Origin of the sequence: Mucispirillum schaedleri ASF457 (assembly GCF_000487995.2) — a bacterium.
Taxonomy (GTDB): Bacteria; Chrysiogenota; Deferribacteres; order Deferribacterales; family Mucispirillaceae; genus Mucispirillum; species Mucispirillum schaedleri.
Map to the genome: position 1 here is coordinate 972,526 of NZ_CP097562.1, position 24,612 is coordinate 997,137.

The window sequence follows — 24,612 nt, forward strand, 5'->3', positions numbered from 1 at the left end:
AGAGCGACCCCCTCTCAATATTTTAGCACATAAAGTGTTTTATTTACAATAAGTTAGAGTTCTAAAGTTAATTATTTAACTTCAGCTGTGCCGCCTGCTTCTGTAATTTTTTTAGCGATTTCTTCAGCTTCAGCTTTAGCAATGCCTTCTTTAACTGGTTTTGGTGCTTCATCAACTAATGCTTTAGCTTCTTTTAAGCCTAAGCCAGTGATTTCACGAACTACTTTAATAACTTGTACTTTTTGAGCACCACCGCTGGTTAAAATAACATCAAATTCAGTTTTTTCAGCTGCTTCTGGAGCTGCTGCACCTGCTGCTGGAACTGCTGCTACTGCTACTGGTGCAGCTGCAGAAACACCAAACACTTCTTCTAATTCTTTTACAAAGTCTGCAAGTTCAATTACAGACATATTTTTTAAAAATTCTAAAACTTGATCTTTAGTTACAGCCATTTTGAGCCTCCAATTTTACTACTGTTCATTTTCTTTTTTAGTTTTTAATGCATTAAGCACATTTACGAGACCGCGTGGAATATTCGCAAGCACGGACACGAAATTCGTAATCGGCGCGTTCATGCTGCCGAGAGCTTTCGCCAAAAGTTCTTCTCTGGATGGCAAATCAGCAAGTTTTTCAATGCCGCTCTGGTCAAGTGCCATACCATCAAAATAACCACCTTTGATAGCGAAAAATTTAGACATTGCAGCATCTTTAGCATATTTTTTAGCTAATTTGGCAGCCGCAGCAAAGTCTTCTTTAACTACTACAAGTGCAGTGGGCTCTACAAGAGTGTAGTCAATCTCAGTAATATTATCAGCGTTTAACGCTTTTTTGAGAAGTGTGTTTTTAATAACACGATAGTCATTACCAGCTTCTTTAAAGCTTCTGCGGATTTCATCCATTTGGTCAAATGTAAGACCTTTGTAATTAGTAATAATTACACCAGCAGACTCTTTTATCTCAGCTGTAATACTGTTTACAAGTTCTATTTTCTGCTCTTTACGCATTTTCAAGGTAATCACCTCATAAATTACAGAGCCGGTTGAATATATAAAGATAAGTTTCCACAGGACTTATACTGCACACTGAAGGCAGACCCTGTTTCTTCAACCCGCTTTTTTTCATTGTAATAAATCAATAATAAATTAATTAACCTTATAAAAAGTTAATTTAGAAATTTTTAGGGTCTACTTTAACACCAGGACCCATAGTTGTTGAAATATTAATGCCTCTTAAATAAATACCTTTGCTTGATGCAGGTTTAACTTTTACAAGTGCATCAACAAGAGTTTTCATATTTTCAACAAGTTTGCTAGTTTCAAAGTTTTTTCTACCGATAGGTGCATGAACAATACCTGCTTTATCAACTCTAAATTCCACCATACCAGCTTTCAATTCTTTAACTGCTTTTGCTACATCATTTGTAACTGTGCCTACTTTTGGGTTAGGCATAAGCCCGCGTGGTCCCAGCACTTTACCAAGTTTGCCCACCTTAGCCATCATGTCTGGAGTTGCCACAACTTTATCAAAATCCATATAGCCACCCTCAACCTTAGTGACTAATTCATCTCCGCCAACAATGTCAGCGCCAGCTGCTTCAGCTTCCTTAGCCTTGTCGCCTTTTGCAAATACTGCAATACGAACAGTTTTGCCTGTTCCGTTAGGAAGAACTACAGCACCCCTAACCATTTGGTCAGAGTGTCGTGGGTCTACACCTAATTTAACTGCAGCATCAACGCTTTCGTCGAACTTGGCAAAGGCTGCCTTTTGTGACAGTGCAATAGCTTCTTCTAAATCATATAATTTAGTGCGGTCTATTAAACCAAAAGCTGCTGCGAACTTTTTACCTTTTCTGGACATTTCCGTGCTCCTCTTGCCAGTTTTCTACATTAGCCTTCAATCTCATAACCCATACTTTTAGCTGAGCCAGCTATAATTTTTATAGCTTGGTCCATATCTTTTGTATTGAGATCAGGCATTTTAATTTCTGCAACGCGTTTTAAACTCTCACGAGATATAACGCCAAGTTTTGCTTTACCAACATTACTAGAACCTTTTTGAACTTTCATTTCTTTTTTGATAAGTTCAGTTGCAGGTGGCATTTTAGTAATAAATGTAAAGCTGCGGTCTTCATATACTGTAATAATTACAGGAACAGAAGAATCACCTAAATTTTGAGTCTGTGCATTAAATGCTTTACAGAACTCCATAATATTTACACCACGCTGACCAAGTGCTGGTCCAACTGGTGGTGAAGGATTTGCTTTACCAGCAGCAATCAGCAGTTTAATCTGCCCTAATACCTTCTTTGCCATTTGGCACCTCTAAAAATTATCGTCTTAAAGACTAATTTAATTTAAAACATCAGGTTACTTATCTTTGCGTTTAACCTGTAAGTAATCAAGCTCAATAGGTGTTTGACGACCAAAAATGCTAACTATAACACGAACTTTCTCTTTTTCTGGTATAACTTCGTCAACAACACCGTCAAAACCTTGAAATGGCCCATCTATAACTTCTACCACATCATTTTTAATATATGTTGATGCAATACGCGGTGCCTCTGATTTTGCAAGTGCAAGCATTGCATTAACATCATTTTCTGATATAGGCACAGGGTCAACACCACCAACAAAGCCTGTAACTTTTGGCAGACTTTTTACAACATGCCATAAATTTTTATTCATTTCCATATTCACTAATATATAGCCAGGAAATGTTTTTTTCTTACTAACTTTGCGTTTACCGTTTTTAAGTTCTACAACATCTTCTGTAGGGATTAAAACTTCGCCTATTTCTTCTTCTAACCCTTGAGTCTGCACTTTATTTTCTAAAAGAGTTTTAACATGCTTCTCAAAGCCAGAATATGTGTGAACTACATACCATTGTTTTGCCATAGAATTAACCTATTATCTGCCCAGCAAGTCTTGACACTATCGCATCAACAACTCCCAAATAAGCAGTAATCAAGCCTACTACAACTACAACAACTATAGATGTGGATATAGTTGTTTCTCTTGCAGGCCAGTTAACTTTTTTAAGCTCATCCCTGACCTGATTGTAAAATGATACTGGATTAAAACTTTTCACAATAAGCCTCTCTTAAAGCTGATGGCAGACCAAGAGGGATTTGAACCCCCAACCCCCGGTTTTGGAGACCGGTGCTCTGCCAATTGAGCTATTGGTCTATATCATCTAAAGCTTCCTGCCACCAATATGGCAGCTAAAGCATATTTATATCTTTAGCTTTTGCAAAAGATACTCGGGCATAAATACTGTATTTCTAATATCAGACTTATACCATTATTCCACAATGGGAATCTTAATGTGGTAACACCACTAAAAACTTAAATCAATTATCTGCTATTTAGTTTCTTTATGCAGAGTGTGTTTTTTGTCAAACTTGCAGTATTTTTTGATTTCAAGTTTGCCAGTCATAGTTTTCTTGTTTTTAGTAGTAGTGTAATTACGACGCTTACATTCGCTGCAAGCAAGAATGACAATTTCTCTCATTGAACCAAACCTTCTTTTTTTTAGCGCCGTCATACCATATAAGGCTCCCGGCTCCCGCTCGATTTGGAGCGGTAATCATTATGCTTATACACTTACATTAAAAATAATGCAAGTATTTTTTTAATATTTTTAAATTGATGCATAATAAATCTGCATTCTATCTTTATTCAAATAAAAGCCCGAACCCGGAATTGAACCGGGGACCTCGTCCTTACCAAGGACGCACTCTAACCGACTGAGCCATTCGGGCAGTTCCTTTCCGTTTTTGGTTTATATGCTTTTAATTGATAAGCGGGCGACGGGATTTGAACCCGCGACCCTCAGCTTGGAAGGCTGATGCTCTAGCCAACTGAGCTACACCCGCATAACAAAGATGGTGGGGAGAGGAGGATTCGAACCTCCGAAGGAAATTCCAGCGGGTTTACAGCCCGCCCCCTTTGGCCACTCGGGTATCTCCCCGTAAAAAATCACCGCCTTATTATAGGCGGGTCATTTATAAAAAGCTGGTGATAGGAATTGAACCCACAACCTGCTGATTACAAGTCAGCTGCTCTACCGTTTGAGCTACACCAGCATATCGCTTTATTAAGCGGAAATAGTTTATACTCTTTTCCGAAATGTTTGTCAAGAAGTTTTTTAAAAAAATTTATTTTTTTATTCACTTTGCTTGACGAAAATATTTCTACATAATATTTAATTGTTTGTCAATAGATTTTTTTATATTTATGTTATTTTTTGTAGATTAGAAATAAAAGTATTGATATTACATTATTTTATTGGTATAGATACATACCATTTAAGGAGGTATTAATGTTCTCCCTGTTTAGTAATATATTAAACTACTTTTTTATTAATTTTTATGCACAGGTAACTCCTGCGTATGATGCAGCAAGCAAGCACTTATCATCAAAAGGTATACAAGGTCAAGATTTACTTGTATTTATTATATTTGGTATAATTGCAGGCATTTTTATTATTTTTTTGATTTTTGCTTATTTTAGAGAAAGAAAACGACCAAGATATTAACAGCATATATGTACTTATGTGAATCTAGTCTGCATTTTTATTTTTTAATTTTGTTTTTTTATGAACATGCAATATATTAAGTTTTATTTTATAAATTATCTTTGATTTACTAATATATTACAAAAATGTAATTTAAACATAATCTTTATTTTTTTCATATATCTTCAAATGAAAATATATGAAAACAAGTATATTTTTATTATAGATAGAATATCTGGTGCATGTTTTGCAGGTATTACTCTAATGGCAGTAATGATTACTGCCATAAAAACTTGTCTGCTGGTTTTATATCAGCAGTTATATACAGCTTGACTGTGTATATCCTTTTTTAATTCTGTAAATTACTGCACTATATATTTCCTGCTAATATAGTGATGATAACATTAGAGACAGTCTTTTAAGAAAGCATCTATAAATAGTCTGTTTAACTTTCATATACACTTTTACTGCAAGTTATAATTATTTACTGTATTATTAATAAATTTATTTCTATGTGTATTTCTAAAAAAAGCAAAGTTAAGCCATAATGATTAAAATATGATATTTAAACTAAAGATTTATGCCTTTTTATACGATTAGTAATTAATGGGAGTATATATGGAACTAAACAATATTAACAACTTTAACACACTAGATATATATAGTAATAAAATTGATTCATCTGATATTCAAGATAAATTTAATAAAACAGATACAAATGCTGTTACCTCTTCCAAAAATAACCCTCAGTCCTATAATATTGATATTTCTTCTAATGCTGCACAAAAATCAAAAGAACAGTCATACTATCATTCATCTAATTCTGATACATCAAACGGTGTTCAGGCTATTAATGATAATTATATGACTGAAATTGTTAAAAAATCACAGGAAAAAACAAAACCTGACTGGGTAGAAATGGATGATGTTTCATGGGGACTACTTGTAGAAATGGGTGAACAAATTGGGCTTACTGATACAGAAAAACTTGCAAAATTAACAATCAAAGATATTGAAGCATACTTTTATACAAAAAATATTATAGAGCGTGGCAAAAACCTTTTAAAAGATAATTTAACTGCAAATGAATATGTAGAATATAAAGATAAAAAATTTGATTCTAAAAGCTACTGGGATAATGTATTTGATGAGAATGGGAACAAAAAAGATTATAGCATATATACTGTAAACCAGTCAAATACTGGTCTTTCACTTTCTTATGCAGAGTTTTTCTCAGATAAAGGAAATATTAAACTTAAAGACCTTTCTGCAGCATCTATTCATAATATTTTGATTGCAAATGAAAATAAAGATACTGCATTATTTACCTATGCAGTTGATAATGCAGCTATTGCAGGCAGTAAAAAAACTATATATGAAAACCAAAAAGAAATGATAGATTATTATAATACCATGCAGGAATATGCAGCAGGTGTGCCATCTTTATATGAACAAACTCAGATTATGATAAATGTTTTAGAAAGCAGCAGCCTTATGCACCATATAATCTAATAATCACTTTTCAATTAACACTTTATTTGAAATATAAAAAGCTGGATATTTGATACTTTCTATATAGTTTGCATTTTTTAAATATACTAAGAAGCAATACTTATGCATTTCTGCCATGCTTATATTACAAATACCTTGCATTTATGCTTATTATGGCATAATTGTTACAGCTTTATCAGACAGTCATGCGATGTATAATTATCATTACAACAAAAATCTAATATAAATAAGATATAATTAAAATTATCAGAATAATATCAGATATTTAATACAGATTGTTTATCATATTCCAGACATTTTGGGTAAAACTTTATGTATTTCATTTTCTTATGTATATTGAAAACATATTTTATTTAATTTTATATCTGTTTTCATAGTCTTCTAAATAATTATTTATATCTTTTATTATGTTATAATTAGGATTTTTTAAACTATTTACACCAAGTATATTGTATTTTAATTCATTATCAGAATAATCATTAATAGACTGCATTAAATCTTCAGTAACTATTTTTAGAAAATATATTCATATCATAATCTATTAAGATGAATTAATGCAGGAATTTGAACTCTTGCAGCTTAATTAAACATATTGTTTTTTACAATATTATTTTTTGTAGATTAATCTTCTTCATTTTTTTCTACCTGCCTGTATGTATCCAGCTTTTTACCATCTTTATCATACCAGTCAGACCAGCCATTAATTGATTGGTTCATAATCACTACACCTGCAAAACTTGGAGTGCATTCTCCTAATTTTGTATCTTCTAATAATATTCCTTTTTCATCAAACTTCATACTCTCTCTTGCTGCTTTTGCTTTTTGTGAAACACCCTTATCTTCATTAATTCCTAATATACTGCCCTTTGACAGTGTCCAAAAACCATTTTTTATAACAGCTGTTGCCTGAACTGTTTTTCCACCATCAGATGATTTTTGTTTTTTAAAGTAGTATTCTCCATCTGGAATAAGCCTGCTTTCTCTATTTTCAGTTGCATTGTCAAATATTTCTTCTTTTTCTTCATTTCTTGGAAATATTACTTCACCATCAAATGATGACAGTAACTGTATTGCAATGTTCCTATCAAGTGCAAATAATTCAGTATTGCCTATTCTATTTTTATCAAAAATCGTCTTTAACATGATTTCTTTTTTATCATATTCATCAACTTCTATGGCAAATTCTCTCTTTAAACCAGTAACATTACGGTATCCGTTGGATTCTAAATAACGCATTCTCTCTTTAAATTGTTTTGTTTCGGTTTGACCTATTTTAATCAATCCATCAACCACAGTGGACATTACATATATAATACCTTTTTTATCATTCATTTATGCACTCCAAAACATACTGCTAATCTGATATTCGCCATATATAGATATATTTTATACACATACAACTATGGTGATGACTATGAAACAGACCTATTTGCTCTTAACTTGTTTAATATTTTAAGTGTATTTTAGATATAAATCAATAGAATATATTAACAAAAAAAGGGAAACCAGTTTACTGATTTCCCTTATAAATTTTATGCTGCTTATAATATTATATTTGTTTATCCATAAGCATTTTTCTGATACCAACTATAGCTTTTGTTGGATTCAGCTCTTTAGGGCATGCTTCCACACAGTTATAGATTGTGTGACATCGCCATACGCCATGTTTATCGTTTAAGATTGCAAGGCGTTCATCTGCTCCTTCATCCCTTGAATCAATTAAGTATCTCCAAGCTCTTAAGAAAGCATTAGGTCCAAGATAATCTTTATCTACCCAGTAGCTAGGGCATGAAGATGAACAGCAACCGCAAAGGATACATTCATATAATCCGTCAAGTTTTTTCCTGTCCTCTGCTGATTGATATAATTCACCATCTGGCATTGGAGAATGGCGGATAATATATGGTTTAACTGTAATAAATTTATTAATAAAGCTGGAAATATCTACAACTAAATCTCTTATTACAGGCATACCCGGTAATGGTTTGATAGTAATATCAGAGCCTAAATCTTCCACTTTAGTCATACATGAAAGCATATTCACACCATTTACATTCATACCGTCTGAACCGCATACACCTTCACGGCATGACCTGCGGAATGAAAGTGTAGGGTCAAGCTCCCATTTGATTTGGTTAAGAACAGTAAGTAAAAGCATACCCGGCCTGCGTAACTCTACTTTGTATGTTTGGAAGTGAGGCGCTTTATCTTTATCTGGATCGTATCTTAATATTTTAACATTTATAAATTTGCTCATATCGTCCTTCCTTATTTTTAGTAAACACGAGGTTTAGGTGGGAATGGTTCAACAGTAAGCGGTTTAGTTCTAACCGGTCTGTATTCCAGATTAATAGTTTTACCGCCGTCAGCTATAGTTACATTTGTATGTTTCATGTAGTTTACATCATCTCTATCTGGATAATCTTCACGAGCATGACCGCCACGGGATTCTTTACGCATTAATGCAGATTTAGCTGCACATCTTGCGATAAGCACCATATTATTAAGTTCTAATGCTTCTACTAAATCAAGGTTGTATACACTTGATTTATCAACTACTTTGAAATCATCTAATAAGTCTGAAATTTCTTCAAGTTCTTTAACAGCTGCACTCATATGCTCTTCTGTTCTGTAAACACCAGCTTTTTGTTCCATAAGTTTTGTCAGGCGGGAATATACTGGACCATAAGTATTTTTGCCGTTTGCATTTGCAAATCTTTCTAATAATTTGATACCTTCCTGACCTGCATTTTCTGGAAGTTCTGCTGCTGCATTTTCTTTTGCAAATTTTGCAGCTCTTTCACCAACTGTTCTGCCGTAAACAACAAGGTCAAGCAGAGAGTTAGTTCCAAGGCGGTTAGCACCATGAACAGAGTTTGCAGAACATTCACCAGCAGCAAAAAAGCCCGGATAAACACTTTCTGCATCAGAGCCATAGCCTTTAATAACTTCCCCAAGATAGTTTGTAGGGATACCACCCATTTGATAGTGAGCAGTAGGCATAACAGGGATAGGTTCTTTTGTGCAGTCAACCCCTGCAAATACTAATGCAAGCTCATGGATACCCGGAAGTTTTTCCATAATAGCTTCTTTACCAATATGGTCAATTTTTAAAAGAACATGGTCTTTACCAGCACCAACACCTTTATTTGCAAGCACTTCTTTTACCATAGAACGAGAAACAATATCTCTAGGTGCTAAGTCTTTAATAGTAGGTGCATATCTTTCCATAAAGCGTTCGCCTTCGCTGTTTAAAAGGATACCGCCTTCACCACGAACACCTTCAGTAATAAGGTTGCCGTGTCCATAAATACCAGTTGGGTGGAATTGGAAAAATTCAGGGTCGCACCATGAAAAACCAGCTCTTAATGCTAATGCTAAACCGTCACCAGTATTAATATGGGCATTAGAAGTAGTAGCAAATATACGGCAGTTACCACCTGTAGCAAATATAATTGCTTTAGCATGGAACATATGCACTTCACCATTTTGCAGGTCAAGACATAATACGCCGCACACTCTGTCCCCATTTCTGATTAATTCTATTGCTAAAAATTCATTATAAAACTGAGTGCCCTGTGCAACTGCTTTTTCAAATAATGTTTGCAGCATTGCATGACCTGTTCTGTCAGCAACATAGCATGCTCTTTTTACTGGGCGTTTGCCATATTCTGCAGTGTGACCGCCAAATGGACGCTGAGCGATTTTACCTTCTGGAGTTCTGTTGAATGGAAGCCCAATGTGTTCAAGCTCAATAATCATTTCTGGAGCTTTGCGGCAGAGATATTCAGCAGCATCTTGGTCGCAAAGATAGTCAGAGCCTTTAACAGTATCATACATATGCCAGTGCCAGTTATCTTCTTCATAGTTGCCAAGTGAAGCAGAAATACCACCCTGAGCACTGATTGTATGGCTTCTAGTAGGATATACTTCTGAGATAACTGCTGTTTTAACATATTGAGATGCAACTTGTGCAGCATTAAGACCTGCACCACCTGCACCTACAACAAGGACATCATATTCGTGTTGTTCTATTTTTGTTGTATTTATCATAATTTAACCTCATAACACTTGAAAGATTATTAAAACAGACTTTTTGAAAGTCCAAGAATAATAAGAGCAAGTGTCCAGTATATTAAGTAAAGGATAAAGCGAGTGCCTTTACGAGATACATAATCATCTGTAACCATTTTTAAGCCGTTAAAAGCATGAAATGTCACAAAAAGCCATAATGCAGCCATTAAGAAAGAGTTGCTGCCTTCTAAAAAGCCGCCGCCAGCTTTAGTCATTATTTTGCCAAGCAGATGATAGCCTAATGCAATAATTAAAACTATACCTGAAATTCTTTGCAGAGCCCATGCGATAGTGCCGTTATTGCCTGTTCCTGTATATTTATAAACTTTCATAGTTACTCTCCCTCAGCAGCTTCCACATTTGCTGCAGAATTTGCTGCAATAACATCTTTGACATAGTATAGTCCCACAAGGGCAAGTAATACAGCTAATACTGTAAAGATAGCAAGAAACTTCTTAAAACAGCCTCTTTCAGCAGCTCTAAAAAATTCCATGAATATGATTCTTAAACCATTCATAGCATGCCATGCAAACATAATAATAACAACTGCTTCAACATAGATGTTTTGAACGATTGCAGGCAGGAAAGAACATACACCGCCTGAACCTAACATATGCAGAATAAAATAAAGCACAAGAATAACACCTGTTACTCTGTGCAAAATCCATGCAATCATGCCAGGGTGTTTACGGTAGCCCATAGCCGAAATTTCTAAATCTTTTCTAGGCATAAACGCACTCCTTTATAAATTATATTAAATTTATATCATCTCTTTTTAAGATGCTAAATTCCTTAATTAGTATGAAAATAGAACTTGTAGATATTTTACACCTTTTTATTTAAATATATAAATTAGATTTTGTCAATATTTTTTAATCAAATTTAATACATAAATAAAAAAAAGGTTTAAAATTAAAAAGTGTATGTATTTATTATATATCAATACTTTTTACAAGTATGCAAATAATAAGAGTAAAAAGATATAATTTATTCTATTAAATATAAAGATAATCTATTAAAATAGTAGATATTAATAAAAATAAAACAATGTTATTGCTGTTATTTCAATTTATCAAGATATATATTTGCTGATAGTATATTTAAAAATACAATAAATTTTTTAATGTAAAAATATTAAAAAATACAGTTGATAAATATTTTGAAATAAATCAAATGCTGCATATTAAAAATATATACTGTTATGTCAATAGTTTCTGGAATATTCAATAAAATATGTGGATAACCTGTGGAAAACTTTATACACATAAAGTCTTGAAAAATAAGGCTTTTTTATGTCAAGAGAAATGTTTATTAGTATTATCAATAGTTTATAAAAGAATAATGAAATATCAATAATATATAAAGATGTATTCAATACTAAGTATAAAACTTTTGATAACCTGTGGAAAATTATAGATATGACATTGCAATATTATTGTAATATCAAATAGATTATTTGACTGCTTAAAATTTAAGCAGTCATAAAACAGGCCATATTTAATAGTTTTTTAAAAACAATGTATTTCACATCTGCTGCCAATTATAAGTAGAATTAAATAAGCTGATGAATTATAAATATGAGTAAATACAGTATCTAAATTTATCCTTTATTAAAAATACATTCTTGTATTTTTAAATTATGCTCTGCCGAAACAGGTTTGGCTATCGCTCACTAAAAACAGCTCATCCTGAGCCTGATAAGACAAAGTATCTAATAAAAAAGATAATTTAAAAATATTATATGCTTATGTAACATATATAATTTAGATTTTTCGCCTTTAAAATCAGGCTCAAAATGACATAATTGTAATAGTTTTATTGTTCACATAGTTATCGCTGCATAATGTCTATTCTGAGCGAAGCGAAGAATCTATTACTAATTAGTTACACAAACTTATTATTATATAATTATTCTTAATCTCTTAAAAATGGAAGAAACTTAAACTTTCTTTAAGGCAGTAGCTCATCCTTAGCCTGCTTGCATGTCTTGATGAGCCTGAAATATATCAAAGTATGAATTTGTTTACTTTAAAATTCTCTTGCTGTATTCATTATATAGAATTAGTCTGAATTTTTGAGTAAGTCCATTCTCTCAAAAATAAATAATGGACTGTCTGTTTTAGGCAAAAGCGAAGAAGCTGAACTTAAAATTACAAATTTTCAAAACATATTATTGTAATCTATACAAAAAAAAGCAGTGATTTTGCTTAAAAATCATTAAATATAAAAATTTTTCTTGTATTTCTATGAAAAACATATATAAGTAATAGTTTATTGTACAATTATATATATATTGCATAGGAGATATAATTATGTCTATTCGTGTTCGCTTTGCTCCAAGCCCTACAGGGCATATACATGTAGGTAATGTTAGAACAGCTCTTTTTAACTATTTATTTGCAAGAAGTCAGGGTGGTAAATTTATACTTCGCATTGAAGATACAGATTTGGAAAGGTCTAGTCTTGAAAGTGAAGAGCTTATATATGAAGATTTGGAGTGGCTTGGGCTTGACTATGATGAAGGTCCTAAAAAAGGCGGCGAATATGGTCCATACCGTCAGACAGAAAGATTTGACATATATAATAAATATGCTGAAAAATTAATGGAAGATGGCTTTGCTTATAAATGTTTCTGCACAAAAGAAGAGCTTGATGCAGAAAGAGAAAAAGCTCAAAAAGAAGGCAGAGCATATATATATAATGGTAAATGTGCTAATCTAACTAAGGAAGAGACAGCAGAAAGAGAAGCAAGGGGCGAAAAAGCATCTATTAGATTTCGTGCATTTAAACCAGCAGTTATGGTGCATGATATGATACATGGAGATATTGAGTTTCCTACAAATGCTTTTGGCGATTTTATTATTATCCGCCCAGACGGTACACCAATTTACAACTATGTTGTTGTAATAGATGATGCATTAATGAAGATAACTCATGTTATAAGGGGAGACGACCACTTGTCAAATACACCAAAACAGGCTTTAATATATGAAGCAATAGGTGAAAAATCACCTGTATTTGCCCATATTCCTATGATTTTAGGTCCAGACCATGCAAAACTTTCTAAAAGACATGGAAATACAAGTGTAGAAGAATTTAGAAAAGCAGGATATTTAAAAGAAGCTATGATTAACTATATGTCTCTTCTTTCATGGAGTTCAGATGATGAAAGAGAGCTTTTTACAATAGATGAATTAAAAGAAAAATTTTCTATGAATAGAGTTTCAAAAAGTGCTGCTGTATTTGATTTTGATAAATTAAAATGGATGAATGGAATATATATTCGCAGCAAAGATATTTCTGAATTGTTAGAGCTTTGCAAACCATATATAATTTCCAGCGGTCTTGCAGACGAAAAATATATATGCGAAAATAAGGCAAAAATGGAAGCTATGCTTTTATCTGTTCGTGATAATTTTACACTTTTAAGCGATGCACCAGAATATTTACAGATATATTTTAAACTGCCTGATGAAATAACTGAAGAAGCAAAAGAAATACTTGCTCTTCCTACATCAAAAGGTGTGCTTGATTTATTTCTTTCAAAAACAGCAGGTAAAGAGTATCTTGATTTAGAAAGCTATAAAGCAGTAATGAAAGAAATACAAAAAGAAACAGGGACAAAAGGCAGACCATTATATATGGCAGTCCGTTCTGGTGTTACAAGAAGCACAAAAGGTCCTGAAATGGATAGTGTGGCAACACTTCTTTCATGTGATGAGCTTACAAAAAGAATAACTGAAACAATGAAGCGTGCAGGACTTTTATAGAATGTTTAATTTAGGTATTATAGGCAGACCAAATGTAGGAAAATCCACCCTGTTTAATAGAATTGCAGGCAGAAGGATTGCCATAACTGATGATATGCCCGGAGTTACAAGAGACAGGATAGAAGTAGAAACTTCATGGCTTGATAAAGATTTTAAACTTGTGGATACTGCCGGATTTGATTTGCAGGCTGATGTTTTAAAAAAAGAAATGCAGGAGCAGTTTTTTAAGGCTATAGAAGAAGCCGACTTTTTAATATTAGTTGTAGATGCATCTGTTGGACTGCATGCACTTGATGAAATAGTATGCGATATGCTTAGAAAATGCGGCAAACCTTTTATTATAGCAGTGAATAAGGCAGACAGTAATGCTAGAGAACAGGCAATAAATGAATTTTATAAGTTTGGTGATGTTGAGATTTTTCCAATAAGTGCACTGCATGGCAGAAATGTAGATGATATTCTTGACTATATCTATACCTATATACCTGAAAAGGAAGAGACAGCTGAAAAAGGTAGTAATGAAGATGAACGAATAAAAATTGCAGTTGCAGGCAGACCAAATGTTGGTAAATCAAGCCTTTTAAATGCATGGCTTGGTGAAGACAGGGTGATTGTTACACCACTTGCAGGCACTACAAGAGACAGTATTGATGTATATTTTACATATAAAAATGATAAATATATTATAACTGATACAGCAGGTATTCGCAAAAAATCTGTAATGTTTAAAGACACTATTGAAAAGTATGGATATTACAGGTCAATAGATGCAGTAAAGGAAGCAGATGTAGTTGTGGCTGTGATTGACGGTGCTGATGGACTTAATGAAAGAGATGTAAAAGTAATCAGTGATGCATGGGAAGCAGGGAAGCCTGTTGTGATTGCAGTTAATAAATGGGATATTGCTGGCAAAGATGAAAAGGCAGTGAAAAATTTTAAAAGAACACTTGCTGAAAAACTGCAGTTTTTAGCAAACCCGCCATTAATATTTATCTCTGCAAAAACTGGAAAAAACTGTGAAAAAATATTTGATGCAGTAAAAAAACTTTATCTTGAATATAATAAACGAGTGCCTACACATGCAGTAAATGAAGTATTAAGAAAAGCTCTTGAAAGACACCAGCCCCCTGTTGTAGGCACAAGAAGATTAAAATTTTACTATATGACGCAGGTTGCAGCCCGTCCCCCTTATTTTGTAGCTTTTGTAAATAATCCTCAAGGAGTGCATTTCTCTTATGAAAGATTTTTAGTAAATATGTTAAGAGAAGCATTTGGATTTGACGGTGTACCTGTCCGCTTAAGTATAAGAAAAAGAAAAAGCAAATACAGTGACGAAGGAGAATAGTATATGAGCTGGGTATATTTAATAATTGCAGGGATTTTTGAAGTAGGCTGGCCTTTAGGCTTTAAGCTGGCTTCTACATATACAAAATACAGTGTTGTTTTTATTGGTATATCAGTAATATCTATGGCTTTAGGCGGTGTATTTTTATATATTGCTCAAAAAACTATACCAATAGGTACTGCCTATGTTATATGGACAGGTGTGGGAGCAGCAGGAACATTACTTATAGGCATATTTTTCTTTGGTGACAGCACAGGCTTTTGGCGTTTGTTTTTTATAACAATGATTATAATAGGTGTTATAGGCACAAAAATAGTGCATTAGATATTTGAAAATGTAAGATATATAGGATATAAATAATAGACTCTTTGGTCGCTCTGCTCCCTCAGAGTGACAATTTTTTATCATTGTGAAAACAGCGAAGAATCTATAACTGATTATTTTTGCATTACAATAAATTAAGGTGTGGATATAAGAGCAGATTTCGCAAATTTATTTAATCAAATATAAAAAATTCATCCGTGAATTTTTTATTTAGCGCAAACAAGAAGTAAATTCTTTTGTTTGCTTACTAAAGCAGTTCTTCCTGAACTGAGTATATATTTATTTTTGCATTATAATAAATTAAGGTGTGGATATGAGAGCAGATTTCGCAAATTTGTTTAATCAAATATAAAAAATTCATCCGTGAATTTTTTATTTAGCGCAAACAAGAAATAAATTCTTTTGTTTGCTTACTAAAGCAGTTCTTCCTGAACTGAGTATATATTTATTTTTGCATTATAATAAATTAAGGTGTGGATATGAGAGCAGATTTCGCAAATTTATTTAATCAAATATAAAAAATTCATCCGTGAATTTTTTATTTAGCGCAAACAAGAAGTAAATTCTTTTGTTTGCTTACTAAAGCAGTTCTTCCTGAACTGAGTATATATTTATTTTTGCATTATAATAAATTAAGGTGTGGATATGAGAGCAGATTTCGCAACAATTGGCAGTGGCTTGACCTACGAAATTAGGAATATTGTAGAGATAGCAAATTTTATGAAATCTAAAGGAATGGAGATTTCATGGGAAAATATTGGCGACCCAGTTATGAAAGGGGAACAGGTGCCTGAATGGATTAAAGATGTATTAAAAGAAGTAATTGATGATAATATGTCTTTTGCCTACTCACCTACTAAGGGAGTAGATTCTACTAGGGAATATTTAGCCGCTAAAAGAAATGCTCTTGGTGGGGCAAAAATTACAAAAGATGATATAATATTTTTTAATGGTCTTGGTGATGCTATTGCAAGAAGCTATTCTGTTATCCGTGTTGATGCCCGTATAATTATGCCTGAGCCAACTTATTCTACCCATTTTATGGCAGAAGTGGCACATGCATCATTTCCACCAAACACTTATAAAATGAATCCATATAATAACTGGGAGCCAGATTTAGGAGAGCTGGAAAGGAAAATTAAAAGTGCTCATTCTATCGTTGGTATACTTATTATTAACCCAGATAACCCAACAGGTTATATTTATTCCAAAGAAAAACTACAGGAAATTGTCCGCATTGCAAAAGAACATAATCTTTTCATTGTAGCAGATGAAATATACCATAATATGACATATAATGGTCAAAAAACACCATATTTGTCAGAAGTTATTGGTGATGTGCCGGCAATAAGTATGAATTCTCTTTCAAAGGAAGTGCCTTGGCCCGGAGCAAGATGTGCCTGGATTGAAGTATACAACTATGGCAAAGATGCAGATTTTGACAAATATATTCAGGCAATCTTTAAACAAAAACAGGCAGAAGTATGCTCTACAACTATGCCGCAGATGGCAATACCAAAACTTATTGAACATAAAGAATATGCTAAATATCTTCAGACAAGAGTTACTCATTATGAAAAACTTGCAGATATTGCATACAATATATTAAAAGATGTGCCATACATTGTAGTAAACAGAAGCAATGGTGCATTTTATTTAAGCATTGTGTTTAATGAAGCAGTATTAAATAATAAGCAGCATTTAGATATGGAAAATAAAGAAGTCCAGAACTATGTAAACAGGCTTTTAGACAATAATTCAGAGCATGATAAGCGTTTTGCATATAATCTGCTTGGAGCAACAGGAATATGTATAGTTCCGCTTACTTCATTTTTTACAAATCTGCTTGGTTTCCGTATGACTTTGCTTGAAAAAAATACAGAAAAATTTGAAAGAAATGTTAGAATAATAGCACAAAAGATTGTAGAATATGTAGAATCAGCTAAATAAATATTATAGCTTTTAGATAAATATATAAAAATATTTTAATAATAATATTTAAATTTTAAAAAATTATTAATTTATGTATACTAAAAAGCCCCTTTTAAAAAAGGGGCTTAATTGTTTCTATCTTTTTGTAACCGGTATTCTGTAAATAAAATTAAGGCTTATAGTCTGGTCAAACCTTGTACCTACTTCATTATCTTCTGTTAAGAATACACCATTTATAAATCCAAATGATAAACTTATACCATTATCAAACTGAAATCCTTTTTTAATATTTATACCTGCATAGAAAGGCATTCTGAAAAATGGGTCACCTTCAACACTGATAAATATATGGTCATGGTTTAAATACCAGCCTGAAACAAATACAAGCGGCTCTATTTCAAACCAGTTTTTCACAGGTATTGTGCCACGCATATATAATCCATGTCCAAAAACAGCACCTTCATTATCTCTATCTACAAAATTATATGATGCCATATAAAGTATAGTCAGCCATTTACTATTTATCCCAATTCCCCCTACATAATTTTCAGTAATAGCTGGCGTGCCTGCTGGAAGAGGATATTCATGACCGCCGTTATGCCAGTAGTGGAGTGCAATATAAGGGGTGAATATATCTGAAACAAAATCAAAGCTGTGAATTAAGCCAACATCAAAACGCTCTCTATGCCTTTCTGTATGCAGCATCTGCCAGTTCATATAAACTTCACCCTTGCCACCTTTAAACCATTCTACTGATGCACCATATTCATAATATCCATGGGTCATTTTATCCCCATATTTATATGATTCTGTGCTGTCTGGAATAAGAATATTTGTGTTTGTAGAACGCACAACTGGTGTCATATCCATAAGCGGGTCACGGATAGTTGCAGGCAGGTTGTGGCCGCCTGTAAGTGTGCCAATACGCAGACTTACATCTTTATTTCCAATTCTTGATGTTATAATTGGAAATACACGCACATTATCAGGAAATTCAAAAGTAAAAGGAAGAAGAAGTGATGCACCTATGCGTAAGTCAATAAATTCATTAAATTTAATATCAAATACTGCTTCTGTAAAATTTTCAAAATAAGTAAGAGTTGTTCTTGTCTGCTCCCAGTGAGTGTTTTCGCTGTTATAAGCATAAGAGCTTGTATATACTTGAAAATCAACTTCTGGAGCAGCATAGCACATGCCCCCCCCCAAGCTCAAAATACTCAAAAACAATATTATAAATAACAGTCTCATTATGTATACCCTTTATTAAAATTTTATTCCACCAGCAATATAATATCTGCCATCAGTAGAGCCTTGAAAACCAATTGTAAATTCTGATGATGCAGCTTGAAATTTACCATATACTGCATACTCTAAATTGAATACAGTTTTATCACCCCTTACCTGCACTATTTCTCTTAAAGCAATATTTAACATATAATATTCTATTGCCTGTTCTAATCGCACATAGTGAGCATCTGGTGCAAAAGGTGTAAGGCTGCCTGAAGCATCAACTGTATGTTTTCCATCATTTGATACACTGTCAAGTGGCACTTCTCTAACATCATTTTGACGCCATGTATATTCTGCAATAGCATTTATCCATAGTTTATTATTTAAAAATGGGTATCTAAAAGTAGAAGAAACCTGCACTAAATGGCTTGAAAGTTCATTTGTCCAGCTGGCAGGTGCATTTCTGTTTTCATGACCGTATAAAAATCTTAAATCAATATTTGGCAGATTAAATTTTGCTATTAATGATTTAGGGATACCATGCATAAAATCCCCTTGAGAATAAGCTATTTCATAATGTTTGCCAATAAAGCCAACTCTAATACCGGGACCATTCATATTCTGCGGAAGCTGCCAGCCTTGAATATCTGTATAAAATGGAGCATTTTCTGATAAATCAAGTGTAGTGTCGTAAAAATGGTTCATAAGCATAAATGTATTTGTGCTTAAATCATATACTGCTCTACCCCTTGCAGAAACTAATATTCTGTCAAAAAGAACAGCTTGAAAACCACCGTCATATAATCCTGCATTACCTTTCACATAGCCATAATCAGACATTGGGTCATGGGTATCAAAATAACCAAAAGCAGTTACAAACCCTGTAAGCTGCAGCCAGTCGTTATGGTATGTTTGACCAATTGTAAAAAATAAATCACGCATATTAAATGTATTTGCATTAATAGAATATGAAAAAGTGGATGTTAAATGCACTTCTACAGGGTATTTTTGGAAAAAACTAAGAGAAGTGTTGTCTAAATCAGGCAGCACTCTTTTATAGTCATCTCTAATGTAATCCGGCTTAATATACTGCGGAAGATTATCATTTTTTTCAGCCTGTCTTGAAATGAAAAAATCATAAGCATTAGGCAGGGAGTATTCTGCAGCATAAGCAGAAAGCGAAAAAAATATACAGCAGAACAAAATTGCAGACAGTGTTAATCTCTTCATAAAAACTCCATTATTTTAAACATAGGCTCTCATTATATATATTAAACAAGTAATGTCAATATATTTTACCATGTATGTAACCCATTTTGATAATAATTTTTGATTATCATTGACATGTAAAGATAAAGGGAAGCAGGTTCAGGATGAGCTCTCTGAAAGTAAGTAAGTGAGTGAGCATTTACTGCGACCAAGCGTAGTTTTTCAAATTCAAAGACGAATTTTAAAATAAAGGATAAATTAAGATACTTCGCCTAAAAGGCTCAGTATGACATAATCGTAATAGTTATTATCATGAACAAGTTGTTTTATACTTATAGTTATTATGCTGAACTATATTATAGTTATTACATTGAACTTATTGAAAAATACCTGCTCTTATAAGCAGGTATTTATATAATGATTACTATTAGTCAATAGTAAATGTTGGTTTTGGTGTATTAATAGTAGAAGCAGGAAGAACTGGATATTCCACTTTTGGCATTTCACCAGTAGTAGTTTTTAAGAAAGCTACTATTTGCTCTATTTCTTCATTAGATAATTCAATACCTAATTGAGAAGAGCTCATAACTGCAACTGCTTCTCCTAAATCCCATACTAAACCAGAATGGAAATATGGAGCAGTGTATTCAACATTTCTTAAAGTTGGTGCTTTAAATGCAAATTCATCACCTTCAGCCTCACTGATACCAAAACGACCTTTGTCGCCAGCTAATAATCTTGCTTCTGGAGTTTCTTTTAAACCAAATGGATAGTAGCCGTCGCTTGTTAAGTTAATACCTGAATGGCATGAAACACATCCATTATCCATATATGCTTTTAAACCTTTTTTCTCAGTTTCATTAAGAGCATTGCTGTCGCCTCTTAAGAATTGGTCAAATCTAGAGTTTGGTGTAAGTAATGTTGCTTCAAATACTTCAATTGTATTTGCTACATTGTCAAAAGTAACAGGGTCTGCTTCACCAGGAAATGCAGCTTTAAAAAGCTCTACATAAGCTGGAATACTTTTTAATACTTCTACAACATACGCTGGAGTAGCTGCCATTTCAACACTTGCTTGAAGTGGACCCTTAGCCTGGTCTTTTAAATCACCTGCTCTGCCATCCCAGAACTGTGCAGTATTATAAACAGAATTTAATACTGTTGGAGCATTTCTAGGACCTCTCTGCCAGCCATGACCAATAGAAGTTTGTTGATAATCATCACCGCCAAAAGATAAGTTATGACAAGTATTGCAGCTGATTAACTGGCTTTTAGAAATACGAGGTTCAAAATAGAGCATTTTACCAAGCTCAAATTTTTCAGGTGTTGGTGTATTGTTTTTTAACAGTTTGTAACCTTCTTCAACATTTAAAGGAATAGGCTCAAAATTAGTTCTTGCTTCAATAATAAGCTCGTCTTGAGTTGGTTTTAATTCATCAACTACTGCTGATGGTGCAGGTTCTACTGCTTTTGGTGCCTCCACAGCTGTTTGTGGTGCATTTGCAGCTGGTGCAGCTGATATATTTTCACTTTTTTTACAGCCTGTAATTGCTGCTGCAAAAATCATGACTGATATTAAAAGATAAACTTTTTTCATATAATTCCCCTTATTTTATATTTATGGTTAACCCATACTACACAATTTATACTGTAAAAATTTTTTATTTTCTAAAAATATAAATTGAGCTGCTTTTTACAGCAGCTCAATTTATTATTAACTATTAATAGTTTTCTGCTTTAACTTGAAAAAATGCTTTTGGATGTTCGCATACTGGGCAAACTTCTAAAGCTGCTTCACCAAAGTGTAAGTGTCCGCAGTTAGCACACTGCCATACAACTTTTTCTGCTTTTTTAAATACTTTTTGCTCTTTTACATTTTCAAGAAGTTTTAAATATCTTGCTTCGTGTTCTTTTTCTATTTTACCAACTTCTTCAAAAAGATAAGCAATTTTAGCAAAGCCTTCTTCTTTTGCAGTTGCAGCAAAGCCAGCATACATATCAGTCCATTCATAGTGTTCGCCAGCAGCAGCATCTTTTAAGTTAACATCTGTAGAAGGTATTTGACCATCATGAAGAAGTTTAAACCATATTTTAGCATGTTCTTTTTCATTATTTGCAGTTTCTGTAAAAATATCTGCAATTTGGTTATAACCTTCAGCTTTTGCTTTGCTTGCGTAATATGTATATTTATTACGGGCTTGTGATTCACCTGCAAATGCAGTCATAAGATTTTGTTCAGTTTTAGAACCTTTTAATTCCATATTTTACTCCTTTATCCCTAATTTTTGCACATGGGACATATTGTTTTAAATATTATTTCATGACCTGTAATATCAAGTCCTGTTTTCTCAGCAACCAGACTGTCAATATCAAACATCTCATTTATGTGAATATCATATATTGTGACACATTTTTCACATACTGCATGATAATGTTCTTCAATAACTCCATCAAATCTGTCTGGCTGATTTGGTATTGAAAGCCTGTTTATCTCACCATTATCAGATAACTGCTGTAAATTTCTATATACTGTTCCCAAACTAAGCTGTGGGTTATCTTTTTTCAAGTAATTGTAAACAAACTCTGCTGTAGGATGCACTTTATTTTCTATTACTGTTTTGTAGATAAGCTCACGCTGGCGGGAATACTTTGAAATTGCCATATTACCTCCAGAGATATGTTTGTATTTACTTTTCAGCCACCATATAATTTAATGCATGTAGCACAGCACTATTTTATATCAATATTAGTAATTATTCTTATTACTATATTTTTTATATATTGTCAAATATTTTCTATATTATTTTTAAATTTTGTAAAATCTAAAAACGAATTTACCCTAAAATTTTATATTACAGTCTTCCATTTCAAGCCTTATTTTAAAGATGAATATCTAAATTATATGTATTAACATATCGCATAATAACTTTAAATTATCTTATTTTGTTATATACTTTGCCATTCAGGCTCAATATAACATAACAGAAGTATTTATATTTTAAATCATCCTTTATAATTGTCTATTATTATCAGAAGCAAAAATCTGCATAATAAGTTACAATTAAAATTGCAGACTTTTTTAACATAAACTAATATAAGAAAAAACATATATGGAAATAGCAAAATAATAAATGCTGCTGAAAAAATAATTCAGTAATATAATATATACTTTTCCTGCTTATTATTTAAATATATAATTTTCTTAAATAAAATTACTTTATTTATTTAATACTTTGTCTAAAAATTCTTTTGCTCGCTCACTTTTTGGATTTTCAAAAAAAGTTTTAGGGTCAGTATCTTCTACTATTTTGCCGCCATCCATAAAGAGAAGCCTGTTTGCAACATTTTTTGCAAATCCCATTTCATGAGTAACTATAAGCATTGTCATACCTTCTTGTGCTAATTCTTTCATAACATCAAGCACTTCTTTAATCATCTCTGGGTCAAGAGCACTTGTTGGCTCATCAAAAAGTATAACTTCAGGTTCCATAGCAAGAGCTCTGGCTATGGCTATACGCTGTTTCTGACCGCCAGAAAGTTTGTTTGGATATACACCTGCCTTTTCTTCAAGCCCTACTTTTTTCAGCAGTTTTTCTGCTGCTTCTACTGCTTTTGCTGTTGGTATTTTTTTTACAAGAGTAGGTGCCAGAGTAATATTTTCAATAACTTTTTTATGGGGGAAAAGATTAAAATGCTGAAATACCATTCCCACTTTCTGCCTTACAGCATTTATATTACACTCTGGCATCATTATATCTTCATCATCAATAAAAACATGACCAACAGTTGGCTCTTCAAGTTTATTTATACAGTGCAGAAGTGTAGACTTGCCGCTGCCTGATGGTCCAATTATTGCAATAATATCTCCTTGATTTACCTGCAAATCAATACCTTTTAATACATGCAAATCACCAAAACTTTTATGAAGGTTACTTATTTTAATCACTTTCTCTTAACCTCTTTTCTATTTTACGCATAAAGTATGTAAATATAGTTGTCAATGCAAGGTAAATTAAAGCCACCACAATCCACGGCTCTGCTGCTCTATATGTAACTGATGCTATGCTTTTTGCTCCAAAAGTTAAATCTACGCCACCTATCATACTGACAACAGATGTTTCTTTTAAAAGAACTATAAACTCGCTGACAAGTGCAGGCATAATCTTTTTCACTGCCTGCGGTATAACTACCACTCTCATAGAAAGCCTGTATGACATACCCAGTGCCCTTGCTGCCTCCATCTGACCTTTATCAAGACCCTGAATACCGGCTCTTATTATTTCAGCCACATAAGCTGCTGAATTTAAACCAAATGCAAGGCTTGCTGTAACAAATACTGGAGTATCTGCCAGTCTGCCTACAAATATTACATAAGCAAGTATAAAAAGCTGCACAACAGTTGGAGTGCCTCTTATAACAGTAATATAAAAAAGTGCTATCTTTGGAACAGGATTAAATTGTTTTAAAAAAGCAAATTTTTTAGATTTTATATTTTTAAAAGGTCTTAAATCTGCAATCATCATAATAGATAAAAGCATACCTAAAAGAATACCAATAACAGCCGCAGTAAATGTTACACCCAGTGTAAAAATTAAGCCGTTTACTAAAAGCATATATCTATCATCAACAATAAATAAATTGTAAAGCAGATTTAAATATTTTTCCATTATTCACCTTATTAAAAATAATTAAACTGTATTA

Annotated in this window: 26 protein-coding genes and 5 tRNA genes; 6 read left to right on the top strand and 25 right to left on the bottom strand. The window is 32.8% G+C overall.

All coding sequences use genetic code 11. From position 1 onward, the window contains the following. Positions 1 to 71: 71 nt before the first annotated feature. The 12 genes from rplL to N508_RS04580 form a co-directional block, all read right to left on the bottom strand. Positions 72 to 452 carry a 50S ribosomal protein L7/L12 gene (gene rplL / locus N508_RS04525; protein ID WP_023275218.1) on the bottom strand — a complete coding sequence of 127 codons (381 nt, stop codon included), beginning with the start codon at positions 450 to 452 and terminating at the stop codon, positions 72 to 74. 18 nt (positions 453 to 470) lie between these two features. Beyond that, positions 471 to 1,004, bottom strand: coding sequence for a 50S ribosomal protein L10 (rplJ, locus tag N508_RS04530; protein ID WP_040636672.1), 534 nt, complete (start codon positions 1,002 to 1,004; stop codon positions 471 to 473). Between the two features lie 163 nt (positions 1,005 to 1,167). Further along, entirely contained in the window at positions 1,168 to 1,857 is a 690-nt protein-coding gene (gene rplA, locus N508_RS04535; protein ID WP_023275220.1) for a 50S ribosomal protein L1, read from the bottom strand. Between the two features lie 29 nt (positions 1,858 to 1,886). Next, positions 1,887 to 2,312 carry a 50S ribosomal protein L11 gene (gene rplK, locus N508_RS04540; protein ID WP_023275221.1) on the bottom strand — a complete coding sequence of 142 codons (426 nt, stop codon included), beginning with the start codon at positions 2,310 to 2,312 and terminating at the stop codon, positions 1,887 to 1,889. A 54-nt stretch (positions 2,313 to 2,366) separates the two neighbouring features. Beyond that, positions 2,367 to 2,894, bottom strand: coding sequence for a transcription termination/antitermination protein NusG (gene nusG / locus N508_RS04545; protein ID WP_023275222.1), 528 nt, complete (start codon positions 2,892 to 2,894; stop codon positions 2,367 to 2,369). A 4-nt stretch (positions 2,895 to 2,898) separates the two neighbouring features. Further along, entirely contained in the window at positions 2,899 to 3,087 is a 189-nt protein-coding gene (gene secE / locus N508_RS04550; protein WP_023275223.1) for a preprotein translocase subunit SecE, read from the bottom strand. Positions 3,088 to 3,109: 22 nt separating this feature from the next. After that, a tRNA-Trp gene (locus N508_RS04555) sits at positions 3,110 to 3,185 on the bottom strand. A gap of 175 nt (positions 3,186 to 3,360) precedes the next feature. Further along, positions 3,361 to 3,510 carry a 50S ribosomal protein L33 gene (gene rpmG / locus N508_RS04560; RefSeq protein ID WP_023275224.1) on the bottom strand — a complete coding sequence of 50 codons (150 nt, stop codon included), beginning with the start codon at positions 3,508 to 3,510 and terminating at the stop codon, positions 3,361 to 3,363. A gap of 176 nt (positions 3,511 to 3,686) precedes the next feature. After that, positions 3,687 to 3,760, bottom strand: a tRNA-Thr gene (locus N508_RS04565). A gap of 40 nt (positions 3,761 to 3,800) precedes the next feature. Then, positions 3,801 to 3,874 (bottom strand) — tRNA-Gly (locus N508_RS04570). A 10-nt stretch (positions 3,875 to 3,884) separates the two neighbouring features. After that, positions 3,885 to 3,969, bottom strand: a tRNA-Tyr gene (locus tag N508_RS04575). Between the two features lie 42 nt (positions 3,970 to 4,011). Further along, positions 4,012 to 4,084: transfer RNA gene (locus N508_RS04580), tRNA-Thr, on the bottom strand. A gap of 236 nt (positions 4,085 to 4,320) precedes the next feature. On the opposite strand from N508_RS04580, the gene N508_RS04585 reads away from it, so the two are divergent. After that, a complete protein-coding gene (locus N508_RS04585; RefSeq protein ID WP_023275225.1) occupies positions 4,321 to 4,536 on the top strand; it encodes a hypothetical protein in 216 nt (71 codons plus the stop codon). 597 nt (positions 4,537 to 5,133) lie between these two features. Continuing rightward, the gene (locus tag N508_RS04590; protein WP_023275226.1) at positions 5,134 to 6,027 is read left to right on the top strand and encodes a hypothetical protein; all 894 of its coding nucleotides are present in this window, start codon (positions 5,134 to 5,136) and stop codon (positions 6,025 to 6,027) included. A 349-nt stretch (positions 6,028 to 6,376) separates the two neighbouring features. Here N508_RS04590 and N508_RS04595 read toward each other — a convergent pair whose 3' ends face one another. The 6 genes from N508_RS04595 to N508_RS04620 all read right to left on the bottom strand — a co-directional run bounded on the left by N508_RS04595 (position 6,377) and on the right by N508_RS04620 (position 10,831). Further along, complete coding sequence (locus N508_RS04595; RefSeq protein ID WP_023275227.1) at positions 6,377 to 6,520, bottom strand: hypothetical protein; 144 nt, start codon at positions 6,518 to 6,520, stop codon at positions 6,377 to 6,379. A 128-nt stretch (positions 6,521 to 6,648) separates the two neighbouring features. Then, positions 6,649 to 7,359: a DUF4357 domain-containing protein gene (locus N508_RS04600; RefSeq protein WP_023275228.1), complete on the bottom strand. Its 711-nt coding sequence runs from the start codon at positions 7,357 to 7,359 to the stop codon at positions 6,649 to 6,651. 217 nt (positions 7,360 to 7,576) lie between these two features. Continuing rightward, positions 7,577 to 8,284, bottom strand: a complete 708-nt coding sequence (locus N508_RS04605; RefSeq protein ID WP_023275229.1) for a succinate dehydrogenase iron-sulfur subunit — start codon at positions 8,282 to 8,284, stop codon at positions 7,577 to 7,579. 17 nt (positions 8,285 to 8,301) lie between these two features. After that, on the bottom strand, positions 8,302 to 10,080 hold the full coding sequence (sdhA, locus tag N508_RS04610) for a succinate dehydrogenase flavoprotein subunit (protein ID WP_023275230.1): 1,779 nt from the start codon (positions 10,078 to 10,080) through the stop codon (positions 8,302 to 8,304). 29 nt (positions 10,081 to 10,109) lie between these two features. Next, positions 10,110 to 10,433, bottom strand: coding sequence for a succinate dehydrogenase, hydrophobic membrane anchor protein (locus N508_RS04615; RefSeq protein WP_023275231.1), 324 nt, complete (start codon positions 10,431 to 10,433; stop codon positions 10,110 to 10,112). 2 nt (positions 10,434 to 10,435) lie between these two features. After that, positions 10,436 to 10,831, bottom strand: a complete 396-nt coding sequence (locus N508_RS04620; RefSeq protein ID WP_023275232.1) for a succinate dehydrogenase/fumarate reductase transmembrane subunit — start codon at positions 10,829 to 10,831, stop codon at positions 10,436 to 10,438. A 1,582-nt stretch (positions 10,832 to 12,413) separates the two neighbouring features. On the opposite strand from N508_RS04620, the gene gltX reads away from it, so the two are divergent. From gltX to N508_RS04640, 4 genes are all read left to right on the top strand, one after another. Further along, positions 12,414 to 13,871, top strand: coding sequence for a glutamate--tRNA ligase (gene gltX / locus N508_RS04625; protein ID WP_023275233.1), 1,458 nt, complete (start codon positions 12,414 to 12,416; stop codon positions 13,869 to 13,871). Position 13,872: 1 nt separating this feature from the next. Next, positions 13,873 to 15,216 (top strand): ribosome biogenesis GTPase Der, encoded by a 1,344-nt coding sequence (gene der / locus N508_RS04630; RefSeq protein ID WP_023275234.1) that lies wholly within the window; start codon positions 13,873 to 13,875, stop codon positions 15,214 to 15,216. A gap of 3 nt (positions 15,217 to 15,219) precedes the next feature. Further along, positions 15,220 to 15,540, top strand: coding sequence for a DMT family transporter (locus N508_RS04635; protein WP_023275235.1), 321 nt, complete (start codon positions 15,220 to 15,222; stop codon positions 15,538 to 15,540). A 645-nt stretch (positions 15,541 to 16,185) separates the two neighbouring features. Then, on the top strand, positions 16,186 to 17,490 hold the full coding sequence (locus N508_RS04640; protein ID WP_023275236.1) for a pyridoxal phosphate-dependent aminotransferase: 1,305 nt from the start codon (positions 16,186 to 16,188) through the stop codon (positions 17,488 to 17,490). Between the two features lie 117 nt (positions 17,491 to 17,607). Here N508_RS04640 and N508_RS04645 read toward each other — a convergent pair whose 3' ends face one another. From N508_RS04645 to N508_RS04675, 7 genes are all read right to left on the bottom strand, one after another. Then, entirely contained in the window at positions 17,608 to 18,720 is a 1,113-nt protein-coding gene (locus N508_RS04645) for a hypothetical protein (RefSeq protein WP_023275237.1), read from the bottom strand. Between the two features lie 15 nt (positions 18,721 to 18,735). After that, positions 18,736 to 19,932: a hypothetical protein gene (locus N508_RS04650; RefSeq protein ID WP_023275238.1), complete on the bottom strand. Its 1,197-nt coding sequence runs from the start codon at positions 19,930 to 19,932 to the stop codon at positions 18,736 to 18,738. Positions 19,933 to 20,338: 406 nt separating this feature from the next. Further along, positions 20,339 to 21,508, bottom strand: a complete 1,170-nt coding sequence (locus tag N508_RS04655; RefSeq protein ID WP_023275239.1) for a cytochrome-c peroxidase — start codon at positions 21,506 to 21,508, stop codon at positions 20,339 to 20,341. Between the two features lie 124 nt (positions 21,509 to 21,632). Further along, positions 21,633 to 22,172, bottom strand: coding sequence for a rubrerythrin (gene rbr / locus N508_RS04660; protein WP_023275240.1), 540 nt, complete (start codon positions 22,170 to 22,172; stop codon positions 21,633 to 21,635). A gap of 17 nt (positions 22,173 to 22,189) precedes the next feature. After that, positions 22,190 to 22,573: a Fur family transcriptional regulator gene (locus N508_RS04665; RefSeq protein ID WP_023275241.1), complete on the bottom strand. Its 384-nt coding sequence runs from the start codon at positions 22,571 to 22,573 to the stop codon at positions 22,190 to 22,192. Between the two features lie 555 nt (positions 22,574 to 23,128). Further along, the gene (locus N508_RS04670; protein ID WP_023275242.1) at positions 23,129 to 23,857 is read right to left on the bottom strand and encodes an amino acid ABC transporter ATP-binding protein; all 729 of its coding nucleotides are present in this window, start codon (positions 23,855 to 23,857) and stop codon (positions 23,129 to 23,131) included. Next, positions 23,850 to 24,578, bottom strand: a complete 729-nt coding sequence (locus N508_RS04675; protein WP_023275243.1) for an amino acid ABC transporter permease — start codon at positions 24,576 to 24,578, stop codon at positions 23,850 to 23,852. Before N508_RS04675 ends, N508_RS04670 begins: the two co-directional genes overlap by 8 nt. Between the last annotated feature and the right edge of the window lie 34 nt (positions 24,579 to 24,612).

Excerpts from the sequence above, each read along its gene's own strand:
- N508_RS04605 (WP_023275229.1), bottom strand. The coding sequence starts at position 8,284 with ATGAGCAAATTTATAAATGTTAAAATATTAAGATACGATCCAGATAAA.
- N508_RS04590 (WP_023275226.1), top strand. The coding sequence starts at position 5,134 with ATGGAACTAAACAATATTAACAACTTTAACACACTAGATATATATAGT.
- der (WP_023275234.1), top strand. The coding sequence starts at position 13,873 with ATGTTTAATTTAGGTATTATAGGCAGACCAAATGTAGGAAAATCCACC.
- nusG (WP_023275222.1), bottom strand. The coding sequence starts at position 2,894 with ATGGCAAAACAATGGTATGTAGTTCACACATATTCTGGCTTTGAGAAG.
- N508_RS04635 (WP_023275235.1), top strand. The coding sequence starts at position 15,220 with ATGAGCTGGGTATATTTAATAATTGCAGGGATTTTTGAAGTAGGCTGG.
- N508_RS04675 (WP_023275243.1), bottom strand. The coding sequence starts at position 24,578 with ATGGAAAAATATTTAAATCTGCTTTACAATTTATTTATTGTTGATGAT.
- N508_RS04645 (WP_023275237.1), bottom strand. The coding sequence starts at position 18,720 with ATGAGACTGTTATTTATAATATTGTTTTTGAGTATTTTGAGCTTGGGG.
- N508_RS04640 (WP_023275236.1), top strand. The coding sequence starts at position 16,186 with ATGAGAGCAGATTTCGCAACAATTGGCAGTGGCTTGACCTACGAAATT.
- N508_RS04615 (WP_023275231.1), bottom strand. The coding sequence starts at position 10,433 with ATGAAAGTTTATAAATATACAGGAACAGGCAATAACGGCACTATCGCA.
- sdhA (WP_023275230.1), bottom strand. The coding sequence starts at position 10,080 with ATGATAAATACAACAAAAATAGAACAACACGAATATGATGTCCTTGTT.
- N508_RS04600 (WP_023275228.1), bottom strand. The coding sequence starts at position 7,359 with ATGAATGATAAAAAAGGTATTATATATGTAATGTCCACTGTGGTTGAT.
- N508_RS04650 (WP_023275238.1), bottom strand. The coding sequence starts at position 19,932 with ATGAAGAGATTAACACTGTCTGCAATTTTGTTCTGCTGTATATTTTTT.
- rpmG (WP_023275224.1), bottom strand. The coding sequence starts at position 3,510 with ATGAGAGAAATTGTCATTCTTGCTTGCAGCGAATGTAAGCGTCGTAAT.
- N508_RS04595 (WP_023275227.1), bottom strand. The coding sequence starts at position 6,520 with ATGCAGTCTATTAATGATTATTCTGATAATGAATTAAAATACAATATA.
- rbr (WP_023275240.1), bottom strand. The coding sequence starts at position 22,172 with ATGGAATTAAAAGGTTCTAAAACTGAACAAAATCTTATGACTGCATTT.
- N508_RS04620 (WP_023275232.1), bottom strand. The coding sequence starts at position 10,831 with ATGCCTAGAAAAGATTTAGAAATTTCGGCTATGGGCTACCGTAAACAC.
- rplK (WP_023275221.1), bottom strand. The coding sequence starts at position 2,312 with ATGGCAAAGAAGGTATTAGGGCAGATTAAACTGCTGATTGCTGCTGGT.
- gltX (WP_023275233.1), top strand. The coding sequence starts at position 12,414 with ATGTCTATTCGTGTTCGCTTTGCTCCAAGCCCTACAGGGCATATACAT.
- N508_RS04585 (WP_023275225.1), top strand. The coding sequence starts at position 4,321 with ATGTTCTCCCTGTTTAGTAATATATTAAACTACTTTTTTATTAATTTT.
- rplJ (WP_040636672.1), bottom strand. The coding sequence starts at position 1,004 with ATGCGTAAAGAGCAGAAAATAGAACTTGTAAACAGTATTACAGCTGAG.
- N508_RS04655 (WP_023275239.1), bottom strand. The coding sequence starts at position 21,508 with ATGAAAAAAGTTTATCTTTTAATATCAGTCATGATTTTTGCAGCAGCA.
- N508_RS04665 (WP_023275241.1), bottom strand. The coding sequence starts at position 22,573 with ATGGCAATTTCAAAGTATTCCCGCCAGCGTGAGCTTATCTACAAAACA.
- rplA (WP_023275220.1), bottom strand. The coding sequence starts at position 1,857 with ATGTCCAGAAAAGGTAAAAAGTTCGCAGCAGCTTTTGGTTTAATAGAC.
- rplL (WP_023275218.1), bottom strand. The coding sequence starts at position 452 with ATGGCTGTAACTAAAGATCAAGTTTTAGAATTTTTAAAAAATATGTCT.